The organism is Pedobacter sp. (assembly GCF_037719805.1).
In the GTDB taxonomy this organism is placed as follows: domain Bacteria; phylum Bacteroidota; class Bacteroidia; order Sphingobacteriales; family Sphingobacteriaceae; genus Pedobacter.
In genome coordinates this window covers 59444-79758 of the sequence record NZ_JBBJLZ010000006.1, presented here as the reverse complement: position 1 = coordinate 79758, position 20315 = coordinate 59444, and the positions used below count along the sequence as shown (strand labels likewise).

The window sequence follows — 20315 nt, the reverse complement described above, 5'->3', positions numbered from 1 at the left end:
CTTTACTTGATCTCGAAATTCAATAATTCTTTCCCTTCAAGCGTCGCCTGAAGCTTATCGCCTGGATGCACCTGGCCAACCCCCTCAGGAGTACCAGTAAAGATTAAATCACCTTTCTTCAACGTGATGTATTGTGAAACAAAGGAGATGATATAATCGTAAGAAAAGAGCATGAAGCTGGTATTGCCTTGTTGTCTGGTCTGATCGTTGATCTTAAGTTCAAAATTCAGATTTTTAAGGTCTGAAAACTCTTCTTTAGGCAGAAAGCTGCTCACTGCAGCAGAATTGTCAAAGGCCTTCGCAAGCTCCCAGGGAAGTCCTTTCTCTTTATGTTCTGTTTGAATATCTCTTGCGGTAAAATCAATACCCAAGCCTATTTCTTCGTAGTATTTTGAAGCGAATTTCTCTGCGATGTGCTTCCCCTCTTTAGCGACTTTCAACACTACTTCCAGCTCGAAGTGAATGTTTTGAGAGAAATCAGGTATATAAAATGGCTTATTATCTTTAAGAAGGGCCGTATCCGGCTTTAGGAATATCACAGGTTTACCTGGAACCGGATTGTTAAGTTCTTTAGCATGGGCAGCATAATTACGCCCTATAGCAATAATCTTCATGAATGTGTTTTTACGAATTTAGTAATTCTATTAGAGAACGGAAATTCTCTTTACTACAGTTTCTGAGCCAGAAACAATTTTCAGAAAATAAATACCAGGATTTAGGCGCTCTGGTATGTTAAAAGTTTTAGTTTGCTCACCCGCTGATATCCGCTCGTTGGCAAGTGTAACCACTTCATTACCCAGAAGATCCATTATTTTAACAGAAAAATTAGTCTCGCGATCGATCTTCACTATTAAATTTACCTGATCTTCAACCGGATTGGGATAAACTTTTAAAACGGATAATATTTTTTCTTGTTTTGTCACTAAAGAAGTTGCTGATTTCGGACTTGTTCCAACTTCTGAGTAAGGCGTCAACCCGAAATTATACTTTGGTCTATAACTTTGAACAGATCCTTTAATCTGTGGAGTGATAAACAACTTTTTATACCTGATGCCATTAATAGTTGAGTCAGTTTTTTGAGCAAAAACAGTAACACCCGTCGAAGCGAAGATGCCTAAAAGGCATAATGTGTTCAGAAGAAGCGTTAATATTGGTTTTATACTCATATAGATGCTGTCAAAAATATAAATAAATAAACAAAAAAATCAACGTTTTTGTTCAATAAATATACTTTTAACAATATTTAACAAGTTATTACGTTTCATCAATCACTCAAATATTTTCGCCTTTACAGATGAGCGTGTAAAAAAGCTGTTTGTACTGGGCACTTCTTTATATTTAATTTAATTTTGCGACAAATAAAATTATTGTGACAAGTCATAAAAAGTTGAATGCCTTAACCGCAGGAGGTCTACTTGTAAGTTTAGGTATCGTTTACGGTGATATAGGCACGTCGCCGCTATATACGTTGAAAGCTATTTTCAATTCTGCCGTGTCAGGCGGACAAACGGTGGACGTTAATTTGGTTCTTGGAGCACTTTCATGTATCATCTGGACACTTACCTTGCAAACAACACTTAAGTATGTGGTGATCACCTTGCGCGCTGATAACAAAGGTGAAGGTGGCATTTTCTCCCTTTACTCTTTAGTTAGGAAAAGGGCAAAATGGCTTGTCATACCCGCTGTAATTGGTGGATGCGCACTTTTAGCAGATGGCATTATTACACCAAGCATCACAGTAACTTCAGCCATTGAGGGGTTACAATTGAAGTTTCCAACTGTAAGTGTGATACCGATTGTCCTGGCTATTATTACAGGCCTGTTTATTATACAGCAGTTTGGGACCGACTTGGTGGGTAAGCTGTTTGGCCCGGTGATGTTTTTATGGTTTGGGACGCTCGGCGTCTTAGGAAGTCTCTATGTGCTTCAGGATCTTAGTATCTTAAAGGCCCTTAATCCATATTATGCGTATAATTTGTTGGTGAATAACCCGATGGCCTTACTCATTCTTGGTGGCGTGTTTCTATGTACCACCGGAGCCGAGGCGCTGTACTCAGACATGGGGCATTGCGGCCGCAGGAATATCAGAGTAAGCTGGATTTTTGTTAAAGCAACTTTAATTTTAAATTATTTGGGACAAGGGGTCTGGGCAATTCATCACGGTAATTATGACACCAGTTTAAATCCCTTTTTTGAGATCGTACCTGAAGATTATCTTTTATTCATGGTGGCGCTCGCTACTTTTGCCGCAGTGATTGCAAGTCAGGCAATGATTACTGGATCTTTCACCCTGATCTCTGAAGCAGTAAGACTTAATTTATGGCCGAAAGTTAGAATCAATTATCCAAGTAACCAAAAAGGTCAGATTTATGTGCCGTCAATCAACTGGATCCTTTGGGCAGGCTGTATCGGGATTGTGTTAATCTTCAGGAGTTCCGGAGCTATGGAGGGTGCATATGGACTAGCTATAAATCTGACCTTCCTTGCCACAACGATCTTAGTAGCTTTTTACATGAAGCGAAAAAAGATACCGATGTATGCTATCCTGATCTTTCTTACAATATATTTACTACTTGAACTGACATTTTTAGTCGGAAACATGGCTAAATTTTTCCATGGTGGCTGGGTGACCGTGTTAATTGGTTCTTTCCTTTTCACTGTAATGTGGAGTTGGTATGTAGCCCGTAAGATTAAGAATCGCTTTGTTAAATACGTGGAGATAGAGGACTATTATCAGATCATTAACGAATTGAGCAGCGATGAGTCCGTTCCCAAATACTCTTCTCAACTGGTATATCTAACCAGTGCGAACTTTAAAACGGAAATCGAGTCAAAGATCATTTATTCCATTATTCAGAAAGAACCTAAGCGGGCAGACATTTACTGGCTGGTACATGTTGATGTCGTTGACGAGCCCTATACCAGGGATTATAAGGTGGAGTTCTTGATTCCCGGTAAGTTGATACGGATTGATTTCAGGCTTGGCTTTAGAGTGGAGCAGCGTGTGAACCTGCTTTACAGAAAGGTCATTGAAGAACTTGTTAAAAATGGAGAAGTAGATATTACCAGTCAATACAAATCGCTTAACAAGCATAAAATTGCCGGGGATTTTCGCTTTGTGCTGTTGGAGAAGCATCTATCTAAGTTTTCCAAACTTAGCTTTTATGAGCGCGGTATAATGGATTACTACTTTATATTGAAAAAACTCAGTTTATCAGAGGAGCGAAGCTTTGGGTTGGATTCAAGTTATGTTGATGTAGAAAAAGTCCCTCTGATATTTGTTACGCCTGATGATATTGAGTTAAACCGGTTACCATCCTGACATCTTTCTTATCTCCTTTATGTTTGTGAGGTCCTTTCTAAGGGGCTGCCAGGCCGTATCTAAGGCTAAGGGATATACCAACGCCCTAGCAAGGCCCTAGCAACCCCCTGGAAACCTCGAATAAAACACCATGGACATCCCAGTGAATACCAGGACCTAGGAATGGGTTGCATCGCTGTGCCGATGTCCTGATAACGGCCGTCGCTGGCATGACGAATTACGAATGACAGTCATAATTTAATTTTTTGTTAATAGAAAAGACTTTGGAAAAGCGTAAATTGGTGCATCATTGTTAAAAAGTTCGAATTTTGAAAAATCTACAAATCCTTTTGACGAACCCATGTCGAGAAAACTGGGATACCATGCCGCAAGCAGACGCTGGACGTTATTGCGATCGCTGTGAAAAAACGATTGTAGATCTTACTACAAAATCAGATGCGGAACTGTTACAGTTTTTTAAACGCAAGGATGATAAAATCTGTGGTCGGCTACTTGACAGTCAGCTAAACCGTCAATTGGTGCCACCTTTGCCAAAGTTGAGTTGGCATTGGTTAATGCCCCTCGCAGTCAGTTCGGTTATCGTTAGTCCCGCAGCTGCGCAAAACTTGCGTCCAGTGCTGGCACCTATCGGTCAAACACCTGCTGCAATTCCCAAGTCAGCTAGTTTACCTGTTGAACCAACTGTATCAAGAGATACCATTAGTGGGAGGGTGGTTGATAATTTGAACGGCAAACCGTTAACAGGCGTGCATGTAAGACAAAAAGGTTTCGAAAACGTACTCGCAATAACAGACAGCACCGGGAGATTTGAATTGGCTATAACTATGGAAAATATAGCGGTGCCGTATAGCTTTCAGTTAATAGGCTACTCTAAGGTAGAAGCAACTTTGAACAGCAATATGATAGTGAAACTAACCACCGCGACTAACATTAGGTTAGGTGGAATATCAACGTTTTCTGCTAATGAAGGTCCCTTAATTATTGTTCATGCAGGGAAGAAAAGTTGTACCATTGATAATGCTAAATTTAAGGACTTACCACAGGATTGGATCGAGAAGATAGAAGTATTGAAAGATGCCACTGCGACGGTTATATACGGATCTAAGGCGGTCAATGGAGTTATTTTGATTGGCATCAAAAAGTCCTCCGCTAAATACTTCGATTTCTCTTCAAAGAAAAAGAACGATTAAAGACGTTTTAAAAGCGCGAGTTCACTACCTGCTCATGTTCTCTGCGTTCAGTTTGCTGTGTTTGTAGCCGTACAGGAAATAAACGACTAAACCAATGATTAGCCATATTCCAAATCCGATCCAATTGGAGATGCCAAGCTCACACATCATATAAAGGCAGCTAATTAGGCCCAGAACCGGGATTAAGGACAGGTTTTTTGTAACGCAGTAGTAGGTGATCATCACACATATGAACAGGAAGATCCACATTGGGATCTTATGTTTAAACAAGCTGAATCCACTATCGTATCTCTTTTCCGTACTTAATTTAGAGCCTGACATGAATTGCTCATATTGTTCGGCGGATAAGCTATTGAGATAAAGTTCAGCATCATTGTTTTCTCCTGTTTGAGGAAGTTTGATCTGGTTTACTTTGATCTCCTCTTTTACAATACTGAGATCAGCGTCATTCAAAGAAGTCAGGAATGTTACCGGTTCGTAGACCTTCGGTTTGTTAAATAAAAACGCAGTGGTTTCGGCCTTATATACATTCAATGAAAATATAATTGCCCCTATAAATGCAACTGGGATGATGTACTTCGAGTTTGCATAAGGAATTTTAAACTTGCCTCTCTGAATGTCAGGCTTATTTTGCAGAACCAGTACTCCTGCACAAACCAGTACAAAAGCGAACAATGTTCCAATAGAACAGAGGTCGGTTACAATGGTCAGGTTCATAAATAGTGAAGGTACAGCGACTACAAAACCGACTACGATCGTTGCAAACGATGGTGTTTTATAAACTGGATGTATTCTGGAGAATGCCTTAGGTAGTAGTCCGTCGCGGCTCATGCTCATCCAGATCCGTGGCTGTCCCATTTGGAAAACAAGGAGTACACTAGCCATTGCAAAAACAGCACTGACCGCAATGATCCCGCTCATTAATTTCAGGTCAATCTGGTCAAAGACGAATGCTAATGGATCGCCAACGGCCAATAGCTTGTAATTCACAATGCCAGTAAGCACTAATGCGATTGCGACATATAAAACGGTACATATGATAATGGCCCACATCATTCCTCTTGGAAGATCACGTTGAGGGTTCTTACACTCTTCTGCAGTGGTTGAAATCGCATCAAATCCTATATAGGCAAAGAATACCGCTGAGACTCCTTTTAAGACGCCAGATACCCCATTTGGAGTAAAAGGGTTCCAGTTCGATGTGTCCACATAAAATACGCCAACGGAAAGTACCAACAGGATCACAGCAAGCTTGACTATGACCATAGCATTACTGGCATTTTTTGACTCTTTCATTCCGCGGTAAACCAGCCATGTAATGAAAATAATGATACCCAGTGCCGGTAAATCTGCTACCACATGAAAGCCGCCAATCTGAGGCGCAGTAATCCATGCATTGTTTGCAATTCTAGTAACATCATCCAGATCGGCGTAGTTTTTACCTGCATTAATTAAGGCATCGGCATGCGAATGTCCGTTAAAGGCGGAAAGATAATCCATTGTCATCCAATCGGGCAAATTGATGCCGTTGATATCCAGGGCAGGTATTCGTATAGAAGAGAGGAGCCCTGTGAAATAGTCAGACCAGGAGATGGCCACAGTGATGTTACCGATGGCGTATTCCATGATGAGCGACCAACCGATGATCCATGCTACCAGCTCGCCGAAGGCCACATAAGAATAGGTATAGGCACTGCCGGAAACCGGAACCATTGAAGCGAATTCTGCATAGGCAAAAGCTGCGAAACTACAGGCAACCGCTGTAAAAATAAAAAGAAAGATTACGGCTGGGCCGCCGTCTGCACTTGCCTTACCAATTGTGCTGAATATACCAGCCCCAATTATTGCAGCGATCCCAAAAGCGGTAAGATCCCTTACCCCAAGTGTCTTGTGCAAAGAAGATCCATGGTCTCCATATCCTTTTTCAGCGTCAGCAAGGATTTTTGTTATTGATTTCTTTCTAAAGAGCTTTTCAAACATAGAAAAATTTAATAATTTCGGTTGGAATAGCCAAACTTAAAGAATTACTTGCTAACTATCCTAGTTTCTGCAACTCATCTTTAACGAATAGGGCCAATTCTTGCACGTAATTGAGGCTAAAGTTGAACTTAATGCCTGCAGTCTCATATATTTCGTTAATCGGTTTGCTGTATCCTAAAGAAAGAGCATCTAAATACTGTTGTAATGCTTTGTCTGGATTCTCTTTATAGTTTTTCCATATCGCAATGGCTCCAAGCTGAGCGATTGCATATTCTACGTAATAGAATGGGACTTCAAAGAGGTGTAATTGCTTCTGCCAAACGTTTGCAAATTCCTTTTCAAGACCGTCCCAGTTAGTGAAACCATGACCGAAACGGGTATAGATCAGCTTAAATGCCTCTTCCCTGTCAGCAGCGTTGTGTCCTGGATTTGTGTAGATCCAGTGTTGGAACTGATCAATTACGGCTACCCATGGCAATGTTTTCAACACATCAGCGAGTTGCTCTTTTTTGGCTCTGATCAGGTCCTCTTCGTTGTCGAAGTAAAGGTGCCAATTGTCCATAGAAATCAACTCCATACTCATGGAAGCGAGTTCAGCAACTTCAGATGGGCAATGCTTAAAATCATTTAATTCAAGATCTGCAGTTAGAAAAGTATGGATGGCATGACCGCCCTCGTGGACCATAGTTGTCAGGTCACGGAGGGAATTGGCTGAGTTCATGAAAATGAAAGGTGCCCCGGTTTCTGCCAAGGGATAATTGTAACCTCCTGGTGCCTTGCCCTTCCGGCTTTCTACGTCAAACAGGTTATTCGACTTCATAATGGCCAATAGTTGCCCCAACTTAGGGTTTATTGCGTTAAAGCAAGCAATGCTTTTATCGATCAGTTCCTCTCCGTTAGCAAAAGGCTTAAGCGCAGGTTTTCCAGTAGTGCTGACCTCCATGTCCCAAGGTTTTAATTCCTCTAAACCAAGAAGCTCCGCACGTTTTCCTGCCTGTTCTTTTAATACAGGAACAATTTGTTTCTCTATCGCCTCATGGAAATCATAACAGTCTTGCGGGGTATAATCAAACCTTCCCAGAGCTTGAAACATATAATCTCTATAGTTTTCAAATCCTGCGTTCAATGCAACCTGGTGGCGCATTGCGATGAGTTCATCGAATAAGATATTTAATTCATCTTTATCCAAAAGACGTCTTTGCTGAATAGTTTCCCAGGCTTGCTCTCTTACTGTTCTACTGATGTCTTTTAGAAAGTTCGCAGCTTGTTCTAACGTATATTCCTGACCGTTGATTACTACACTCATCGAACCGGTAATCGATTGATATCTTTGCTGCGCAACTTGCAGGTTGGTCAGCAAGGCAACGTTTTCATCACGGTACAATTCAATTGCTTTCTTGATAGCACGGATAAAAACAAAGTATTTGTCATGATCCAGTTCGTCAATAAAAGGACAGTCGTTAAACTTCTGATTCAGTTGATTGGCGACTGGTGATATTTTAGGTTCAATTTCAGTTGCAAAATACTGGAAATCTTTAACAAGAGATTCACTAGTGGTATCACAACTCATTTTTATATAACGCCATGCAAAATCTTCCTCTAATGCAGCCTCTAACTCGCTTTTGTCTTTTAACCACTGCTCCAGCTCAGTCACATTATCAATATCACGGAGAAGAAGTTCATTCAGTATTGGTTCCAAAGTTTCCCATTTCATTTCCAGCTCCTGTGGGATATAATTTCTTTTCTTTTTGGGTATGGTTAGGTCCATCATGGTTATAAGTTGAAATTGGTTTTTAGATAAGCATCAAGAAGGAAACAAACCGCGAATATTACGGAGGCGTAACCATTAGTTGTTGCAAAAGCTCTATTTACTTTGCTAATGTCATTCGGTTTCACCAGGAGGTGCTGATAGATCAGCATGGCGCAGAAAAAGGCGACACCAATATAGTAGGCAAAGCTGAAGTTTATAAAAAGAATTGGTAAGATTACGCTGAGTGCAGCTCCAACATGAAGAACTACAGAAAGTTTCAAAGCGTTTTTGGGGCCTAAAGCAGCGGGTATAGAATGCAGCTGCTCTGCTTTATCAAAGTCTTCATCCTGTAAAGCATAAATAATGTCAAAGCCGCTAACCCAGAACAAAACGGCCAGTGAATAAAGGATTGGAACAATATTAAACGCCCCGGTAACCGCAATATATGCGCCGATAGGGGCTAAAGCGAGTCCTAAACCTAAAACCAGGTGGCAAAGTGCCGTAAACCGTTTGGTGTAGCTATAAAAAAGGACTATAAAGATGGCTATAGGCGATAAATAAAAGCAAAGCGGATTAATGAAGTAGGTGGTTATTACGAAGAGAATGCAGTTGGCCACTACGAACAGTAAGGCCGAATTTGCGGTTATTTTTCCGGCAGGAATGTCGCGCATTTGCGTACGCGGGTTTTTTGCGTCAATATTTCTATCCAGGTACCTGTTAAAGGCCATGGCCGAATTTCTGGCAAATACCATACAAAACAAAACTAGAACCAGCTTGAGCCAATTAAAGGGGTGTTCTGTTGTCGTTACCCCAAGGAAAAAGCCAATCATGGCAAAAGGAAGCGCAAATATAGAATGTGCAAATAGTACAAGTGAGAAGTACTTTTTCATTTATCGGCTGTTATTCTTGATTAGAGGTTAGTACGGGCATTGCAAAGTCGTGGTTTACGTCTTCTATAAATTGAAGAAGTTCATCACGACCTGCGCTCTTTTCTGCTGAGGTGATGAAGTATGGAGGAATTTCTTCAAACCAACCACCCAGTGCCTTTTTAAAAGCTTCAACATTCTGTTTTGTTTTAACAATAGACTGTTTATCTGCCTTCGTAAATGCGAGTGCAAAAGGGATCTGGATTTCGCCCATCCAGCAGCAGAACTCAAGATCTATCTTTTGAGGCTCTATTCTGCTGTCTATCAAGACAAAGACACATTGTAGACTTTCTCTTTTTGTGATGTAATTTCTAATGAATTTCTCCCAGTTTTCACGACTGCTTTTGGATACTTTGGCGTAGCCATAACCAGGAAGATCGACGATATACCATTGCTCGTTGATTAGAAAGTGGTTAATTAATTGTGTTTTACCGGGTCTTTGAGAGGTTTTCGCAAGTCCATGCTGGTTGACCAGCATATTAATCAAGGACGATTTGCCAACGTTGGAACGGCCAATAAATGCGTATTCGGGCATGTTGGCTGTGGGCAGGGCAGAAACCTTTGTATTGCTACAAATAAATGTTGCTGATTTTATAATCATTTGGCAAAGGTAGAAAATTAGTTTTCAACAATACTTATCTTTGGGGCTTACTATGAACGAAAACATTACTCCCTATCATTCTAAAACTGCTACGAAGAAAGAGCAGGTTGCAAGTATGTTCGATAATATTTCTGGTACGTATGACTTTTTAAACCATTTTATGTCGCTCGGTATTGACATCATCTGGCGTAAGAAAGCGATCAGAGAGCTACTTTCGCTTAAACCGAAGTTGATACTTGATGTTGCGACAGGGACTGGGGATTTTGCATTTGAAGCGATTAAAATACTACAACCAGATCAGGTTATCGGCGTCGATATCTCTGTGGGTATGTTGGATGTTGCTAAGAAGAAGATTCGTGAGCGAAATTTGCAAGGTATATTTTCCGTTCAACTGGGTGACTCAGAAGGGCTACAATTTGCTGATAATTATTTTGATGCAATTACCGTTGCATTCGGAGTTCGCAACTATGAGAACCTGGAAAAGGGCTTGTCTGACATGTTCAGAGTGCTGAAGCCGGGTGGGAAGATTGTGATACTCGAATTTTCGAAACCACGTGCTTTTCCAATCAAGCAGGGTTATAATTTTTATTTCAAACATATTACGCCGCTGTTGGGTAAGCTTTTTTCTAAAGACGAGCGTGCGTACAGCTACCTGCCTGAGTCTGTAGCTGCTTTCCCAGATGGCGCTGATTTTGTGAACCTGATGACTAAAGTAGGTTTTAAAAACACAAAAGACAGGAGATTAACATTTGGCGTGAGTGCCATATACACGGGAACTAAATAAGGGTATGAATCTTAAGCTTACGCTCATACTTTTCTTTTCTCTGTTTGCTACAACCGGTAAAGCTCAAAATTGGGGTGGGGGAGTGGACGATGAGCCGCTGCACTTTGGTTTCACTTTTCAGTACATCTCCTCAGAATTCAAGATCTTGAAAAAGGCAAGTTGGCAGGACCCATTCATGGATCCAGAAGGAATGGTGGCGCCGACTTCTCAACTGCGTTCTATTTCATCAACACCCTCTCCTGGATTTGGGATCGGCTTTGTTGTTAACAATAGGCTGGGTGAAAATGCCGACATCAGATTTACCCCGGTATTGGTGTTTAATGATCGTTCCTTAAATTACGTATACATGGATTCGGGGGATGATATTATAAAAAAGGTGCAAACCACTTTAGTAGAATTTCCATTGGGGCTTAAATTAAAATCTAACCGTAGAAACAATTTTCGGGCCTATGTATTGGGTGGAGCGAAGTTTAGTGCAGACATTTCCTCAAGAAAGAAAACCAATAATGCGTTGGTCACTGACCCTAAAGAAAAGTGGCTAAATAACGAGCGTAATTACTTGTCTTACGAAGCTGGCTTCGGCTTAGACCTTTATTTCGAATATTTTAAGATGTCTCCGGAGATCAAGCTGTCCTATGCTACGAGCAATGCACTTATCAACGAGCCTACACGGTATGCTGCTCCAATTGATAAGTTGATGCTGCGTCATGTGACTTTCAGTTTATTTTTCGAATAGGCGGCGCTTTCAAAAAAAGTATAGATTTGTTCACCTACTCATAAAAGTACTTATGGCAAAAATCGCGTTAATAACAGGAGCAACCTCAGGAATCGGAGCTGCTTGTGCACATCTGTTTGCTGCTCAGGGTTATAACCTTATACTGGTGGCCAGAAGAGAAGGCCTGCTTACTGATATCGGTAAGCATCTGGAAGATAAATATGCTATTGAAGTTAAAACTGTAGTTGCTGATGTCCGCGATCAGGAGGACTTATCCTATAAGCTGGAAGGATTGCCTGCAAATCTCAAGAAGGTGGCTGTGCTGATTAACAATGCCGGATTGAGTCAGGGTTTGGATCCGATTGATAAAGGGAGTATTAGCGACTGGGATACAATGATTGACACCAACGTTAAAGGATTACTATACGTCACCAAGATTGTGTCAAACTGGATGATTGCCCAAAAGGCAGGTCATATTATAAATATAGGCTCGATTGCAGGACAGGAAGTTTATCCAAACGGAAATGTGTACTGTGCAACGAAGCATGCGGTTGATGCTTTAAACAAGGGGATGCGAATTGACCTGTTGCCACATGGAATAAAGGTTACGGCTATCAATCCTGGTATGGTAGAAACCGAATTTTCTGTAGTTCGATTTAAAGGTGATGAAAGCCGTGCAAAAAAAGTGTACGATGGATTTGAGCCTCTCGTTGCCAATGACATTGCTGAGGCGATTTGGTTTGCGGTGAGCAGACCAGCTCATGTAAATATAAATGACATGCTTATTATGCCGACAGCCCAGGCTGCAGCTACAATAATAAATAAGAACTAGATTAAACCAATATGATATCGACAACAATAGATCAGGAGATTAAGCAGGCTATGTTAGCTAAAAATCAAGTAAGACTTCGTGGCTTGAGGGCCATTAAAGCTGCACTTTTGCTCGCCAGAACCGAGAAAGGTACTGCAGAAGACATTACTGAAGATGCTGAGCTTAAAATATTGCAGCGCTTAGTAAAGCAGCGTAAGGAGTCTGCCGACATCTATAAGCAGCAGGGCCGCGAGGATCTAAGCCAGATTGAAGAAGAAGAAATTGAGGTACTTGCTGGTTTCATGCCTAAGCAGCTTGACCGGGCTGAGATCAGTGCTATTGTAGCGGAACTCATTAGCACTTCGGGCGTAAGTTCAGTAAAGGAGATGGGCAAAGTAATGGGCTTAGTAAATAAGGAGTTAGCTGGCAAAGCAGATGGAAAACTGATTGCCGAAATTGTTAAAGAACAATTGGCATAAATTGTGAGGCTGATGAGCAAGGCCCCAAATAATGCTTTTTTTTACATTAAATTACATTTAGTCTACTAACTTAGGGGCTATACTTACCAAGATCAAATGAAATACGAAGTAATTGAAGATAGTGGGTTTAGATTTATAGAAGCCGGAAAAGGTGAAACCCTGGTATTACTTCATGGATTAATGGGCGAGCTCAGTAATTGGGAACCTGTAATTGATCATTTTAAAGATCATTACCACATCCTTGTACCTATACTGCCCATTTACGACCTTCCAATCTTGACACTTGGTGTTAAAAGTCTTTCGAAGTATGTGCACCGTTTTATTAAACATAAAAAGCTGGGGCAGGTTGTCCTTATAGGAAATTCTTTAGGCGGACATGTTGGATTGGTTTTTACTGCTGCGCATCAGGAATATGTTAAAGCGCTGGTACTTACTGGAAGTTCAGGATTGTATGAAAATGCCTTTGGCGGTTCATTTCCCCGAAGAGAAAGTTACGACTATATAAAAGAGAAGGTTGAATTCACCTTTTATGATCCTGCGACGGCTACTAAAGAATTGGTTGATGAAGTTTTTAAAACAGTTAATGAGCGTTCAAAAGTAATTAGAATACTCGCACTTGCGAAATCCGCAATCCGTCACAATATGTCGAAGGAGCTGTGTAGAATTACTATCCCTATATCTTTGATCTGGGGAAAACAGGACAAGGTTACACCGCCGGAAGTAGCGGATGAGTTTCACCAGCTTTTACCTAATTCAGAATTGAACTGGGTAGACCAATGTGGACATGCACCAATGATGGAGCGACCTGAAATTTTTAATGAATACTTAGAAAAGTTCTTGAATAGAATTTTATTGAAATAAATGTTTGCATCTGAACTCATATCTAATCTGATACCACCGCTAAGGACTTTTGATACCGTTCAAAAGTCTTTGGAGAGGATGAGTGAGTTCAAAGTTTACCATTTGCCGATAGTGAATGAGAGTCAGTTTCTTGGGCTCTTATCTGAAGAAGATCTTGTTGAAGTAAAGCCAACGGATCAGTCAATAGCTGCACTTTCGTTACCCTTGATTCAGCCTTTTGTGTACGACGATGCGCACGTATATGACATTATCAGGATGTTTAATCAACTCAGCTTATCCATAGTACCGGTACTCGATCATAAGAAAAATTATCTTGGAATGATTTCGGTTAACGATGTGCTTGCTTATACGTCTGAGATATATGCGGTTAAGGAGCATGGAGGTATAATTGTCCTGGAAATTAACAATAGAAACAATTCTTTATCACACATGGCTCAGATCGTTGAGGCCGACAACGCGCAAATTTTATCTTCTTACGTACAGTCGTTTCCAGATTCAACGAAATTAGAAGTCACGCTTAAGATTAATAAGACAGAGCTGTCTGGCATTATTGCTTCCTTTGAACGCTATAACTATCAGGTCAAGGCTGTCTTTAACACTACCCTTTCTGATGATGGCACAGAGGACAGATATAATTCTTTCATGAATTATTTAAATGTTTAATTAATGATTGCAATTTACGGCAGGGAATTTAACAACAGCGTTTTACCGTTTGTGCAGGAAGTTTTTAGCGTTTTGCAGGAGTACAATACGCCGGTCTTCGTTTACAAAAAATATTTTGATTTTATAAGCGACCGGATAAAACTACCTGCGAATATTATTACATTTAAAGACCACCTCGAACTTACTGGTAAGGCTGATGTTTTGATAAGCCTTGGTGGTGATGGCACGTTGCTGGATACGCTTGCACTGGTACGAGATTCTGGACTGCCTGTGATTGGAATCAACTTTGGAAGGCTTGGCTTTCTAGCCAGTATCAATAAGGATGAGATTAAAAAGGCGATTGAGGCGCTACAGAATAAAGATTTTGCCTTAGATAAAAGAACACTGCTTACTGTAAAATCCAAACAAGGACTATTTGGTGAGGAGAACTTCGCGTTGAATGACATTACGATCCATCGGCGGGACAACTCTGCGATGATGATCATTCATGCTTATATGAACGATGAATTTGTAAACTCTTATTGGGCTGATGGTCTGATCATTGCAACGCCTACCGGATCGACTGCATATTCCTTAAGCTGTGGTGGACCCATCATATTTCCTGGGTCGCAAAACTTTGTGATAACGCCAATTGCCCCCCATAACTTAAATGTTAGACCCTTAATCATTCCTGACGATGTTTCTTTGACGTTTGAAATTGAAGCGAGAAGTTCTAAGTTTTTGGTGTCTTGCGATTCGCGGACTGAGACTGTAGACAGATCGGTTAAAATAACGTTGAACAAAGCTGCATTTCATGTAAATCTGATCCGTCTAAATAATGAGAGCTATTTAACAACGCTACGGAATAAACTACTTTGGGGTATTGATACGCGCAACTACTAACTATGTACTATAAAATACTTATTTTCTTGTTTCTTACTTTAGGAATGAATAATGCGATGCAGGCGCAAGTTTTCGAAGTCGGGGTTGAGGGAGGCGGTGCCGGGTATATAGGAGATTTAAATCAGACTAATAACTTTAAGATAAGCGGTGTATCTGCAGGCGGATATGTCAAGGCAAACCTGGATCCCTATTGGGCTGTTGGGATTCATTATACTTATGGAAGGATTAAGGCTGATGATTTAAAAAGTAGCAATGAACAGTTCAGAATGCGAGGACTGAACTTTAACAATGATTTGCATGAGGTTAGCTTACAGGTTGACTTCAATTTTCTTGACTATTTTTCCGGCGGTGGAACGAAAAACTTTAGCCCCTATATATTTACTGGAGGCGGTCTCTTGTTCTTTAGTCCGAAGGGCGTGTATCCTGATCCCATTACTGGAAAAAACGAGTGGTACAGGTTAAGATTCTATAAAACCGAGGGGCAGCAGTCTGTTTACAGAAATTTTGCGATAACAATTCCTTATGGCGTTGGTGCAAAATTCAGGCTTAAAGATAACTGGGGATTGATCACGCAGATAGGTTATCGAACTGCGTTCACTGATTTAATTGATGATGTTAGCGGGAGCTATCCGGTTCCAAATCCAGATGATATCGATCCAGATGATGTAAAGGCGGTGAAGGCGATGTTGACAAGACCGACAGGAGTAGGTATTCCTAAGACACAGAGAGGTGACTTCCGAAAAAGAGATTCTTATATGTTTGTGGGTATTGGCATATCTTTTACCTTTGTGTCCCAAAAATGTTATACATTTTAGGCATATTTGCACGGTAAATGGGATTCAAAGAACAAATAGACGTTACGCGTCTTCCGGAACATATCGCTATCATCATGGATGGCAATGGCAGATGGGCTAAAAACCAAGGTAAAATCAGACATTTCGGACATGAAAGCGGTGTATTATCTATTAAAGACATCGTTGAAGGTTGTGCTAATATTGGCATTAAGTATGTGACAGTTTATGCTTTTTCGACGGAAAACTGGAACAGACCTGTTGAAGAAGTTAATGCTTTGATGGAATTGATGATCTCCACAATTAATCAGGAGACGCCAACGCTTACAAAAAATAACATTCGTTTGAATGCGATAGGGGACATTGCTTCTCTTCCACAAAAGTGTATTGATGATTTAAAGAGTGCGATGGACAAGACCGCTGGTAACACCAGATGTACGTTGACCCTGGCCTTAAGTTACAGTGCCAAATGGGAAATTCTAAATGCTGCAAAGAAACTTGCCGCTCAAATTCAGGAAGGTAAACTTACCGTGGATAATATCAATGAAGAGAATTTTGCAGCTCAGCTTACGACGATTAATATGCCGGATCCGGAGTTGATGATACGTACCAGTGGCGAGCATAGAATCAGCAATTTTCTACTTTGGCAAATGGCTTATACGGAGTTTTATTTTACTGATACACTCTGGCCAGACTTCAGACAAGAAGACCTTTTTGAAGCTATTGTAGCGTACCAAAAACGCGAAAGACGCTTCGGTAAAATTAGTGAACAATTGAACTAATTTTAACTTTAACACTTTTTAACATGTGTTTAAATTAACTTAGCGTCGATTTTTAGATTGTAAATGAAAAGAATATATCAACTTATATTTCTGTTATTGATCGGGTTACCGACAATGGCACAAATCTCCCGTCCAACGACACCGCCTGCACAGCCAACCTTAAAAGTTAACGGCCTAGACATTGATTACTTCAATCCAAAAGAATATATTATTGGTGGCACAACGATTAGTGGAACTCAATTTATTGACAAAGATGTAATCATCACTTTATCTAAATTAATCAAGGGGGAGCGAATCACTTTACCAGGTGACGTCACTTCAAATGCGATTAAGGCACTTTGGGCTCAAGGATTGTTTGACGACATACAACTAGACATTAGCAGGATTGAAGAAGATACGGTTTACTTTGATATTGCTGTTGTGGAGCGTCCAAGATTAAGCACATTTGAAATAAATGGGGTAAGCAAGTCGCAAAAAACTGACATTCTCGAGAAGATTAATGAGAAGAAAGGAAAGGCTATTATTAATGAAATCCTTTATAATGCTACAACTGCTACGATTAAAAAGTATTTGTTGGGCAAAGGTTATTTTTTCACTTCTGTAACGTATAAAACTATCCCTGATCCTAACCTTGAAAACGGGATGGTATTACAGGTTTTTGTTGATAAAGGTGACAAGGTAAAAGTTCATCATATCAACTTTAGCGGTAATAAAGATTTCTCATCTGCAAAGCTTCGTAAACTTTTAAAGAAAACAAAACAACAAGCTTTTTATAAAGTATTTGGATCTGGTAAGTTTAACAAGGAAAAATATGATGAAGACAAGCTGAAACTAGTTGCTGGGATGCAATCCCGAGGCTACCGTGATGCGGCCATACTTAGAGACAGCATTTATAGATATAATGAAAAGTCGATCGGTATTGACATTGATGTGTTTGAAGGCCGTAAATATTATTTTGGAGATATTACCTGGGTTGGAAACGCGAAGTACAACGTAGAAATTCTAAATAAGATTTTAGGAATTGAGAAGGGTGAAGTTTTTAGTGAGGAAAAGCTTGACAAGAAATTGAAAGGATCCGCTTCAGGAGATGACGTTTCAAGTCTATACTTAAACGATGGGTATCTAACTTTCAACGTTGAGCCGGTTCAAACAAGAATCTTCAACGACACTGTACAATTGGAGATGCGTATTGCTGAAGGCCCACAGTATACTAACAATAAAATATCTATCAAAGGAAATACCATTACTCACGACCGGGTAGCGATGAGACAAGTTCGTGTTAAGCCGGGAGAGAAATTTTCGAAAGAACTATTGATCCGTACCATTAGAGAGCTTGGTCAGCTGGGATACTTTGATGAATCTAAAACTGTGCCTGATGTAAAGCCTAATGCTGCGGATGGTACCGTTGATATTCAATTTTTAGTAGAAGAGAAACCTTCAGATCAAATTGAACTTTCAGGTGGTTTTGGTGGTGGTAACATCATTGGAACTTTAGGATTAACATTTAACAACTTCTCTTTAAGAAACTTGTTTAATGCTTCGGCTTATCGTCCATTGCCTAAGGGAGATGGTCAGAAATTAAGCTTAAGAGGGCAGACGAATGGTAAATATTACCAGTCTTATAGCTTCTCATTTTCTGAGCCATGGTTAGGTGGTAAAAAGCCGGTTAGTTTTGGTTTGAGTGCATTTACTTCTTTACAGTCTAATGGACAGTCTGCAGGCAGTCCGGGATTGCAAAAGATTCGTTTAAATGGTGTAACGGTTAGTCTTGGTCGTGTATTGAACTTCCCAGACAATTATTTCCAGCTAACGCACTCCATTAATGCTCAGCAGTACATTTTGAACAAATACCCTGGATATCTTTTTGAGACAGGAACTTCCTATAACTTTAACTTAACGCAAGAAATCAGCAGGGATTCGAGAAATAGTACTATCTTTCCAACAGATGGATCTATCTTCAGATTTACAATTCAAGCGACTCCTCCGTACTCGTTATTAAATAATCTTAACTACGCAACAGCTTCTGATAAACAACGTTATAAGTTTACAGAGTATCACAAATGGAAGTTTGAGTCTCAATGGTATCAAAGGTTGGCTGGTAAATTTGTTATTAAGGCACAAGCTCAGTTCGGTTTCCTTGGTTTATATAACCAGGCGGTTGGCCAATCGGCATTTGAGCGCTTTAAGTTAGGTGGTGATGGTATGCAAGGATTTGACTTTTTACAAGGATCAGAATTGATCGCAATGCGTGGTTATGCTAACAACACGGTAATACCGGTGGGATCAAATCCGGGTATTGCACAAAACTCAGGAAGTCCGATCTTTAATAAATATGTTGTAGAAGTAAGATACCCCGTAATCGCTAGTCAATCTGCGACTGCATTTGTGGTAGCATTTGGTGAGGGAGGTAATACATGGGATAAGTTCAGCGATTTCAATCCTTTTAACATCAGACGTTCAGTTGGTGTTGGAGCAAAAATATATTTACCGATATTTGGCTTATTGGGAATTGATTACGGTTATGGTTTTGACAAGATACCGGGACTACCTGATGCGAATAAGGGACAATTTCACTTTAGCATAGCTCAACAGCTGGGTGGATTTTAATTAGTGGGCAGGAAATTAATAAATTTGAAAATGAAAAAATACATCTTACTTTGCTTTCTATTATTCACAGGGTTTGCATCTTTCGCTCAGAAGTTTGCGTATGTGGATACGGAATATATATTAAAGCATTTACCTGAATATAAGTCGTCGTTAAATCAGCTGAACGTATTATCTGAACAATGGCAACAACAAGTTGACAAGAATTTTAGTGACATTGATAAGATGTACAAAGCTTATCAGGCAGATCAGGTATTACTTACTGCAGATATGCGTAAGAGAAGAGAGAACGAGATCATTGAGAAGGAGAAAGATGCAAAAGATTTCCAAAGAAGGATCTTCGGCCCTGATGGGGAGTTGTTCCAGAATAGGACGAAATTATTGAGCCCTGTTCAGGACAAGGTAACTAAGGCTATTGGTGAGGTTGCCAAAGCTAAGTTTTTTGACTTTATCTTTGATAAAAGCAGTGAAGCCACAATGATGATCTACGCAAGTAGTAATTATGATGTGAGCAACGACGTAATCACCAGATTAGGTTACAAACCCGGAACTATTATTAAATAACACACAAATAAGTAAATTACAAACAACTAACAAGAAGAATAGAGATGAGAAAGTTAATGAACGCATTTTTGGTAGCGGGATTATTGTTTACCGCTAACATAGCAAATGCACAACAAAAACTGGCACACTTGAACTCAGCAATGATCATTGAGGCAATGCCTGAATTTAAGACTGGCCAAACTACATTAGAAGCGCTAACAAAGACTAAACAGACAGAGATCGAGAAAATGATCGCTGAGTACACAACAAAAATGTCTGCTGCTGAGGCAAAACAAAAAACAATGAGTGAAGCTAACAAAGAGGTGGTTGGCAAAGAGCTACAAACTGCTGGTGCGGAACTTCAGGATTTAGAAAAACGTATTAATGATGCGAAAGGAAAAGCTCAACAAGAACTAGAGCAAAAAAATACGGAAGTGTTTAATCCAATCCGCATAAAAGCTGATGCTGCTATCAAAGCTGTTTCAAAAGAAAAAGGATATGCTTATGTGTTCGATACTGCGAACTCAGCAATGGTTTACTTTGACGGTGGAGAAGACATTACAGCGTTAGTTAAAACTAAATTAGGGATTTCGGCTACTGCATCTTCAGCTGCTGCTCCTAAAAAATAGTA

The 20315-nt window shown here is 40.2% G+C and carries 20 protein-coding genes; 14 read left to right on the top strand and 6 right to left on the bottom strand.

Features of this window, described 5'->3' with window-relative positions; all coding sequences use genetic code 11:
• Positions 1-2: 2 nt before the first annotated feature.
• Both WKF66_RS19740 and WKF66_RS19735 read right to left on the bottom strand, forming a co-directional pair.
• Complete coding sequence (locus WKF66_RS19740) at positions 3-614, bottom strand: fumarylacetoacetate hydrolase family protein (protein WP_489676224.1); 612 nt, start codon at positions 612-614, stop codon at positions 3-5.
• A gap of 30 nt (positions 615-644) precedes the next feature.
• Positions 645-1166, bottom strand: coding sequence for a T9SS type A sorting domain-containing protein (locus WKF66_RS19735; RefSeq protein WP_489676223.1), 522 nt, complete (start codon positions 1164-1166; stop codon positions 645-647).
• Positions 1167-1369: 203 nt separating this feature from the next.
• Between WKF66_RS19735 and WKF66_RS19730 the strand changes: the two genes are divergently transcribed.
• Both WKF66_RS19730 and WKF66_RS19725 read left to right on the top strand, forming a co-directional pair.
• Positions 1370-3322 (top strand): KUP/HAK/KT family potassium transporter, encoded by a 1953-nt coding sequence (locus WKF66_RS19730; protein ID WP_489676222.1) that lies wholly within the window; start codon positions 1370-1372, stop codon positions 3320-3322.
• Positions 3323-3684: 362 nt separating this feature from the next.
• Positions 3685-4512: a hypothetical protein gene (locus tag WKF66_RS19725; protein ID WP_489676221.1), complete on the top strand. Its 828-nt coding sequence runs from the start codon at positions 3685-3687 to the stop codon at positions 4510-4512.
• Between the two features lie 24 nt (positions 4513-4536).
• Here WKF66_RS19725 and WKF66_RS19720 read toward each other — a convergent pair whose 3' ends face one another.
• The 4 genes from WKF66_RS19720 to yihA are packed head-to-tail and all read right to left on the bottom strand — an operon-like array spanning position 4537 to position 9769.
• Positions 4537-6492 (bottom strand): amino acid permease, encoded by a 1956-nt coding sequence (locus WKF66_RS19720; protein WP_489676220.1) that lies wholly within the window; start codon positions 6490-6492, stop codon positions 4537-4539.
• Positions 6493-6547: 55 nt separating this feature from the next.
• Positions 6548-8263 carry a M3 family oligoendopeptidase gene (locus tag WKF66_RS19715; RefSeq protein ID WP_489676219.1) on the bottom strand — a complete coding sequence of 572 codons (1716 nt, stop codon included), beginning with the start codon at positions 8261-8263 and terminating at the stop codon, positions 6548-6550.
• A gap of 2 nt (positions 8264-8265) precedes the next feature.
• Positions 8266-9132, bottom strand: a complete 867-nt coding sequence (locus WKF66_RS19710) for a UbiA-like polyprenyltransferase (protein ID WP_489676218.1) — start codon at positions 9130-9132, stop codon at positions 8266-8268.
• 10 nt (positions 9133-9142) lie between these two features.
• Positions 9143-9769 (bottom strand): ribosome biogenesis GTP-binding protein YihA/YsxC, encoded by a 627-nt coding sequence (yihA, locus tag WKF66_RS19705; RefSeq protein ID WP_489676217.1) that lies wholly within the window; start codon positions 9767-9769, stop codon positions 9143-9145.
• Between the two features lie 52 nt (positions 9770-9821).
• Between yihA and ubiE the strand changes: the two genes are divergently transcribed.
• The 12 genes from ubiE (at position 9822) to WKF66_RS19645 (ending at position 20313) form a co-directional block, all read left to right on the top strand.
• The gene (gene ubiE, locus WKF66_RS19700; RefSeq protein WP_489676216.1) at positions 9822-10553 is read left to right on the top strand and encodes a bifunctional demethylmenaquinone methyltransferase/2-methoxy-6-polyprenyl-1,4-benzoquinol methylase UbiE; all 732 of its coding nucleotides are present in this window, start codon (positions 9822-9824) and stop codon (positions 10551-10553) included.
• 4 nt (positions 10554-10557) lie between these two features.
• Positions 10558-11289 (top strand): type IX secretion/gliding motility protein PorT/SprT, encoded by a 732-nt coding sequence (porT, locus tag WKF66_RS19695; protein ID WP_489676215.1) that lies wholly within the window; start codon positions 10558-10560, stop codon positions 11287-11289.
• Positions 11290-11341: 52 nt separating this feature from the next.
• Positions 11342-12100, top strand: coding sequence for an SDR family NAD(P)-dependent oxidoreductase (locus tag WKF66_RS19690; protein WP_489676214.1), 759 nt, complete (start codon positions 11342-11344; stop codon positions 12098-12100).
• Positions 12101-12111: 11 nt separating this feature from the next.
• Positions 12112-12558 carry a GatB/YqeY domain-containing protein gene (locus WKF66_RS19685; protein ID WP_489676213.1) on the top strand — a complete coding sequence of 149 codons (447 nt, stop codon included), beginning with the start codon at positions 12112-12114 and terminating at the stop codon, positions 12556-12558.
• A 96-nt stretch (positions 12559-12654) separates the two neighbouring features.
• Positions 12655-13419: an alpha/beta fold hydrolase gene (locus WKF66_RS19680; RefSeq protein ID WP_489676212.1), complete on the top strand. Its 765-nt coding sequence runs from the start codon at positions 12655-12657 to the stop codon at positions 13417-13419.
• Positions 13420-14082, top strand: a complete 663-nt coding sequence (locus WKF66_RS19675) for a CBS domain-containing protein (protein ID WP_489676211.1) — start codon at positions 13420-13422, stop codon at positions 14080-14082.
• Between the two features lie 3 nt (positions 14083-14085).
• Positions 14086-14964, top strand: a complete 879-nt coding sequence (locus WKF66_RS19670; protein WP_489676210.1) for an NAD kinase — start codon at positions 14086-14088, stop codon at positions 14962-14964.
• 2 nt (positions 14965-14966) lie between these two features.
• Positions 14967-15779 (top strand): type IX secretion system protein PorG, encoded by an 813-nt coding sequence (gene porG / locus WKF66_RS19665; RefSeq protein ID WP_489676209.1) that lies wholly within the window; start codon positions 14967-14969, stop codon positions 15777-15779.
• 17 nt (positions 15780-15796) lie between these two features.
• A complete protein-coding gene (gene uppS / locus WKF66_RS19660; RefSeq protein ID WP_489676208.1) occupies positions 15797-16537 on the top strand; it encodes an undecaprenyl pyrophosphate synthase in 741 nt (246 codons plus the stop codon).
• A gap of 63 nt (positions 16538-16600) precedes the next feature.
• A complete protein-coding gene (locus WKF66_RS19655) occupies positions 16601-19144 on the top strand; it encodes a BamA/OMP85 family outer membrane protein (RefSeq protein WP_489676207.1) in 2544 nt (847 codons plus the stop codon).
• Between the two features lie 30 nt (positions 19145-19174).
• Positions 19175-19705, top strand: a complete 531-nt coding sequence (locus WKF66_RS19650; RefSeq protein ID WP_489676206.1) for an OmpH/Skp family outer membrane protein — start codon at positions 19175-19177, stop codon at positions 19703-19705.
• 44 nt (positions 19706-19749) lie between these two features.
• Positions 19750-20313: an OmpH/Skp family outer membrane protein gene (locus WKF66_RS19645; RefSeq protein ID WP_489676205.1), complete on the top strand. Its 564-nt coding sequence runs from the start codon at positions 19750-19752 to the stop codon at positions 20311-20313.
• The last annotated feature ends 2 nt before the right edge of the window (positions 20314-20315 follow it).

Coding starts and splice junctions, on each gene's coding strand:
- WKF66_RS19740 (WP_489676224.1), bottom strand. CDS start 614: ATGAAGATTATTGCTATAGGGCGTAATTATGCTGCCCATGCTAAAGAA.
- WKF66_RS19735 (WP_489676223.1), bottom strand. CDS start 1,166: ATGAGTATAAAACCAATATTAACGCTTCTTCTGAACACATTATGCCTT.
- WKF66_RS19725 (WP_489676221.1), top strand. CDS start 3,685: ATGCCGCAAGCAGACGCTGGACGTTATTGCGATCGCTGTGAAAAAACG.
- WKF66_RS19720 (WP_489676220.1), bottom strand. CDS start 6,492: ATGTTTGAAAAGCTCTTTAGAAAGAAATCAATAACAAAAATCCTTGCT.
- WKF66_RS19715 (WP_489676219.1), bottom strand. CDS start 8,263: ATGATGGACCTAACCATACCCAAAAAGAAAAGAAATTATATCCCACAG.
- WKF66_RS19710 (WP_489676218.1), bottom strand. CDS start 9,132: ATGAAAAAGTACTTCTCACTTGTACTATTTGCACATTCTATATTTGCG.
- yihA (WP_489676217.1), bottom strand. CDS start 9,769: ATGATTATAAAATCAGCAACATTTATTTGTAGCAATACAAAGGTTTCT.
- ubiE (WP_489676216.1), top strand. CDS start 9,822: ATGAACGAAAACATTACTCCCTATCATTCTAAAACTGCTACGAAGAAA.
- porT (WP_489676215.1), top strand. CDS start 10,558: ATGAATCTTAAGCTTACGCTCATACTTTTCTTTTCTCTGTTTGCTACA.
- WKF66_RS19690 (WP_489676214.1), top strand. CDS start 11,342: ATGGCAAAAATCGCGTTAATAACAGGAGCAACCTCAGGAATCGGAGCT.
- WKF66_RS19685 (WP_489676213.1), top strand. CDS start 12,112: ATGATATCGACAACAATAGATCAGGAGATTAAGCAGGCTATGTTAGCT.
- WKF66_RS19680 (WP_489676212.1), top strand. CDS start 12,655: ATGAAATACGAAGTAATTGAAGATAGTGGGTTTAGATTTATAGAAGCC.
- WKF66_RS19675 (WP_489676211.1), top strand. CDS start 13,420: ATGTTTGCATCTGAACTCATATCTAATCTGATACCACCGCTAAGGACT.
- WKF66_RS19670 (WP_489676210.1), top strand. CDS start 14,086: ATGATTGCAATTTACGGCAGGGAATTTAACAACAGCGTTTTACCGTTT.
- porG (WP_489676209.1), top strand. CDS start 14,967: ATGTACTATAAAATACTTATTTTCTTGTTTCTTACTTTAGGAATGAAT.
- uppS (WP_489676208.1), top strand. CDS start 15,797: ATGGGATTCAAAGAACAAATAGACGTTACGCGTCTTCCGGAACATATC.
- WKF66_RS19655 (WP_489676207.1), top strand. CDS start 16,601: ATGAAAAGAATATATCAACTTATATTTCTGTTATTGATCGGGTTACCG.
- WKF66_RS19650 (WP_489676206.1), top strand. CDS start 19,175: ATGAAAAAATACATCTTACTTTGCTTTCTATTATTCACAGGGTTTGCA.
- WKF66_RS19645 (WP_489676205.1), top strand. CDS start 19,750: ATGAGAAAGTTAATGAACGCATTTTTGGTAGCGGGATTATTGTTTACC.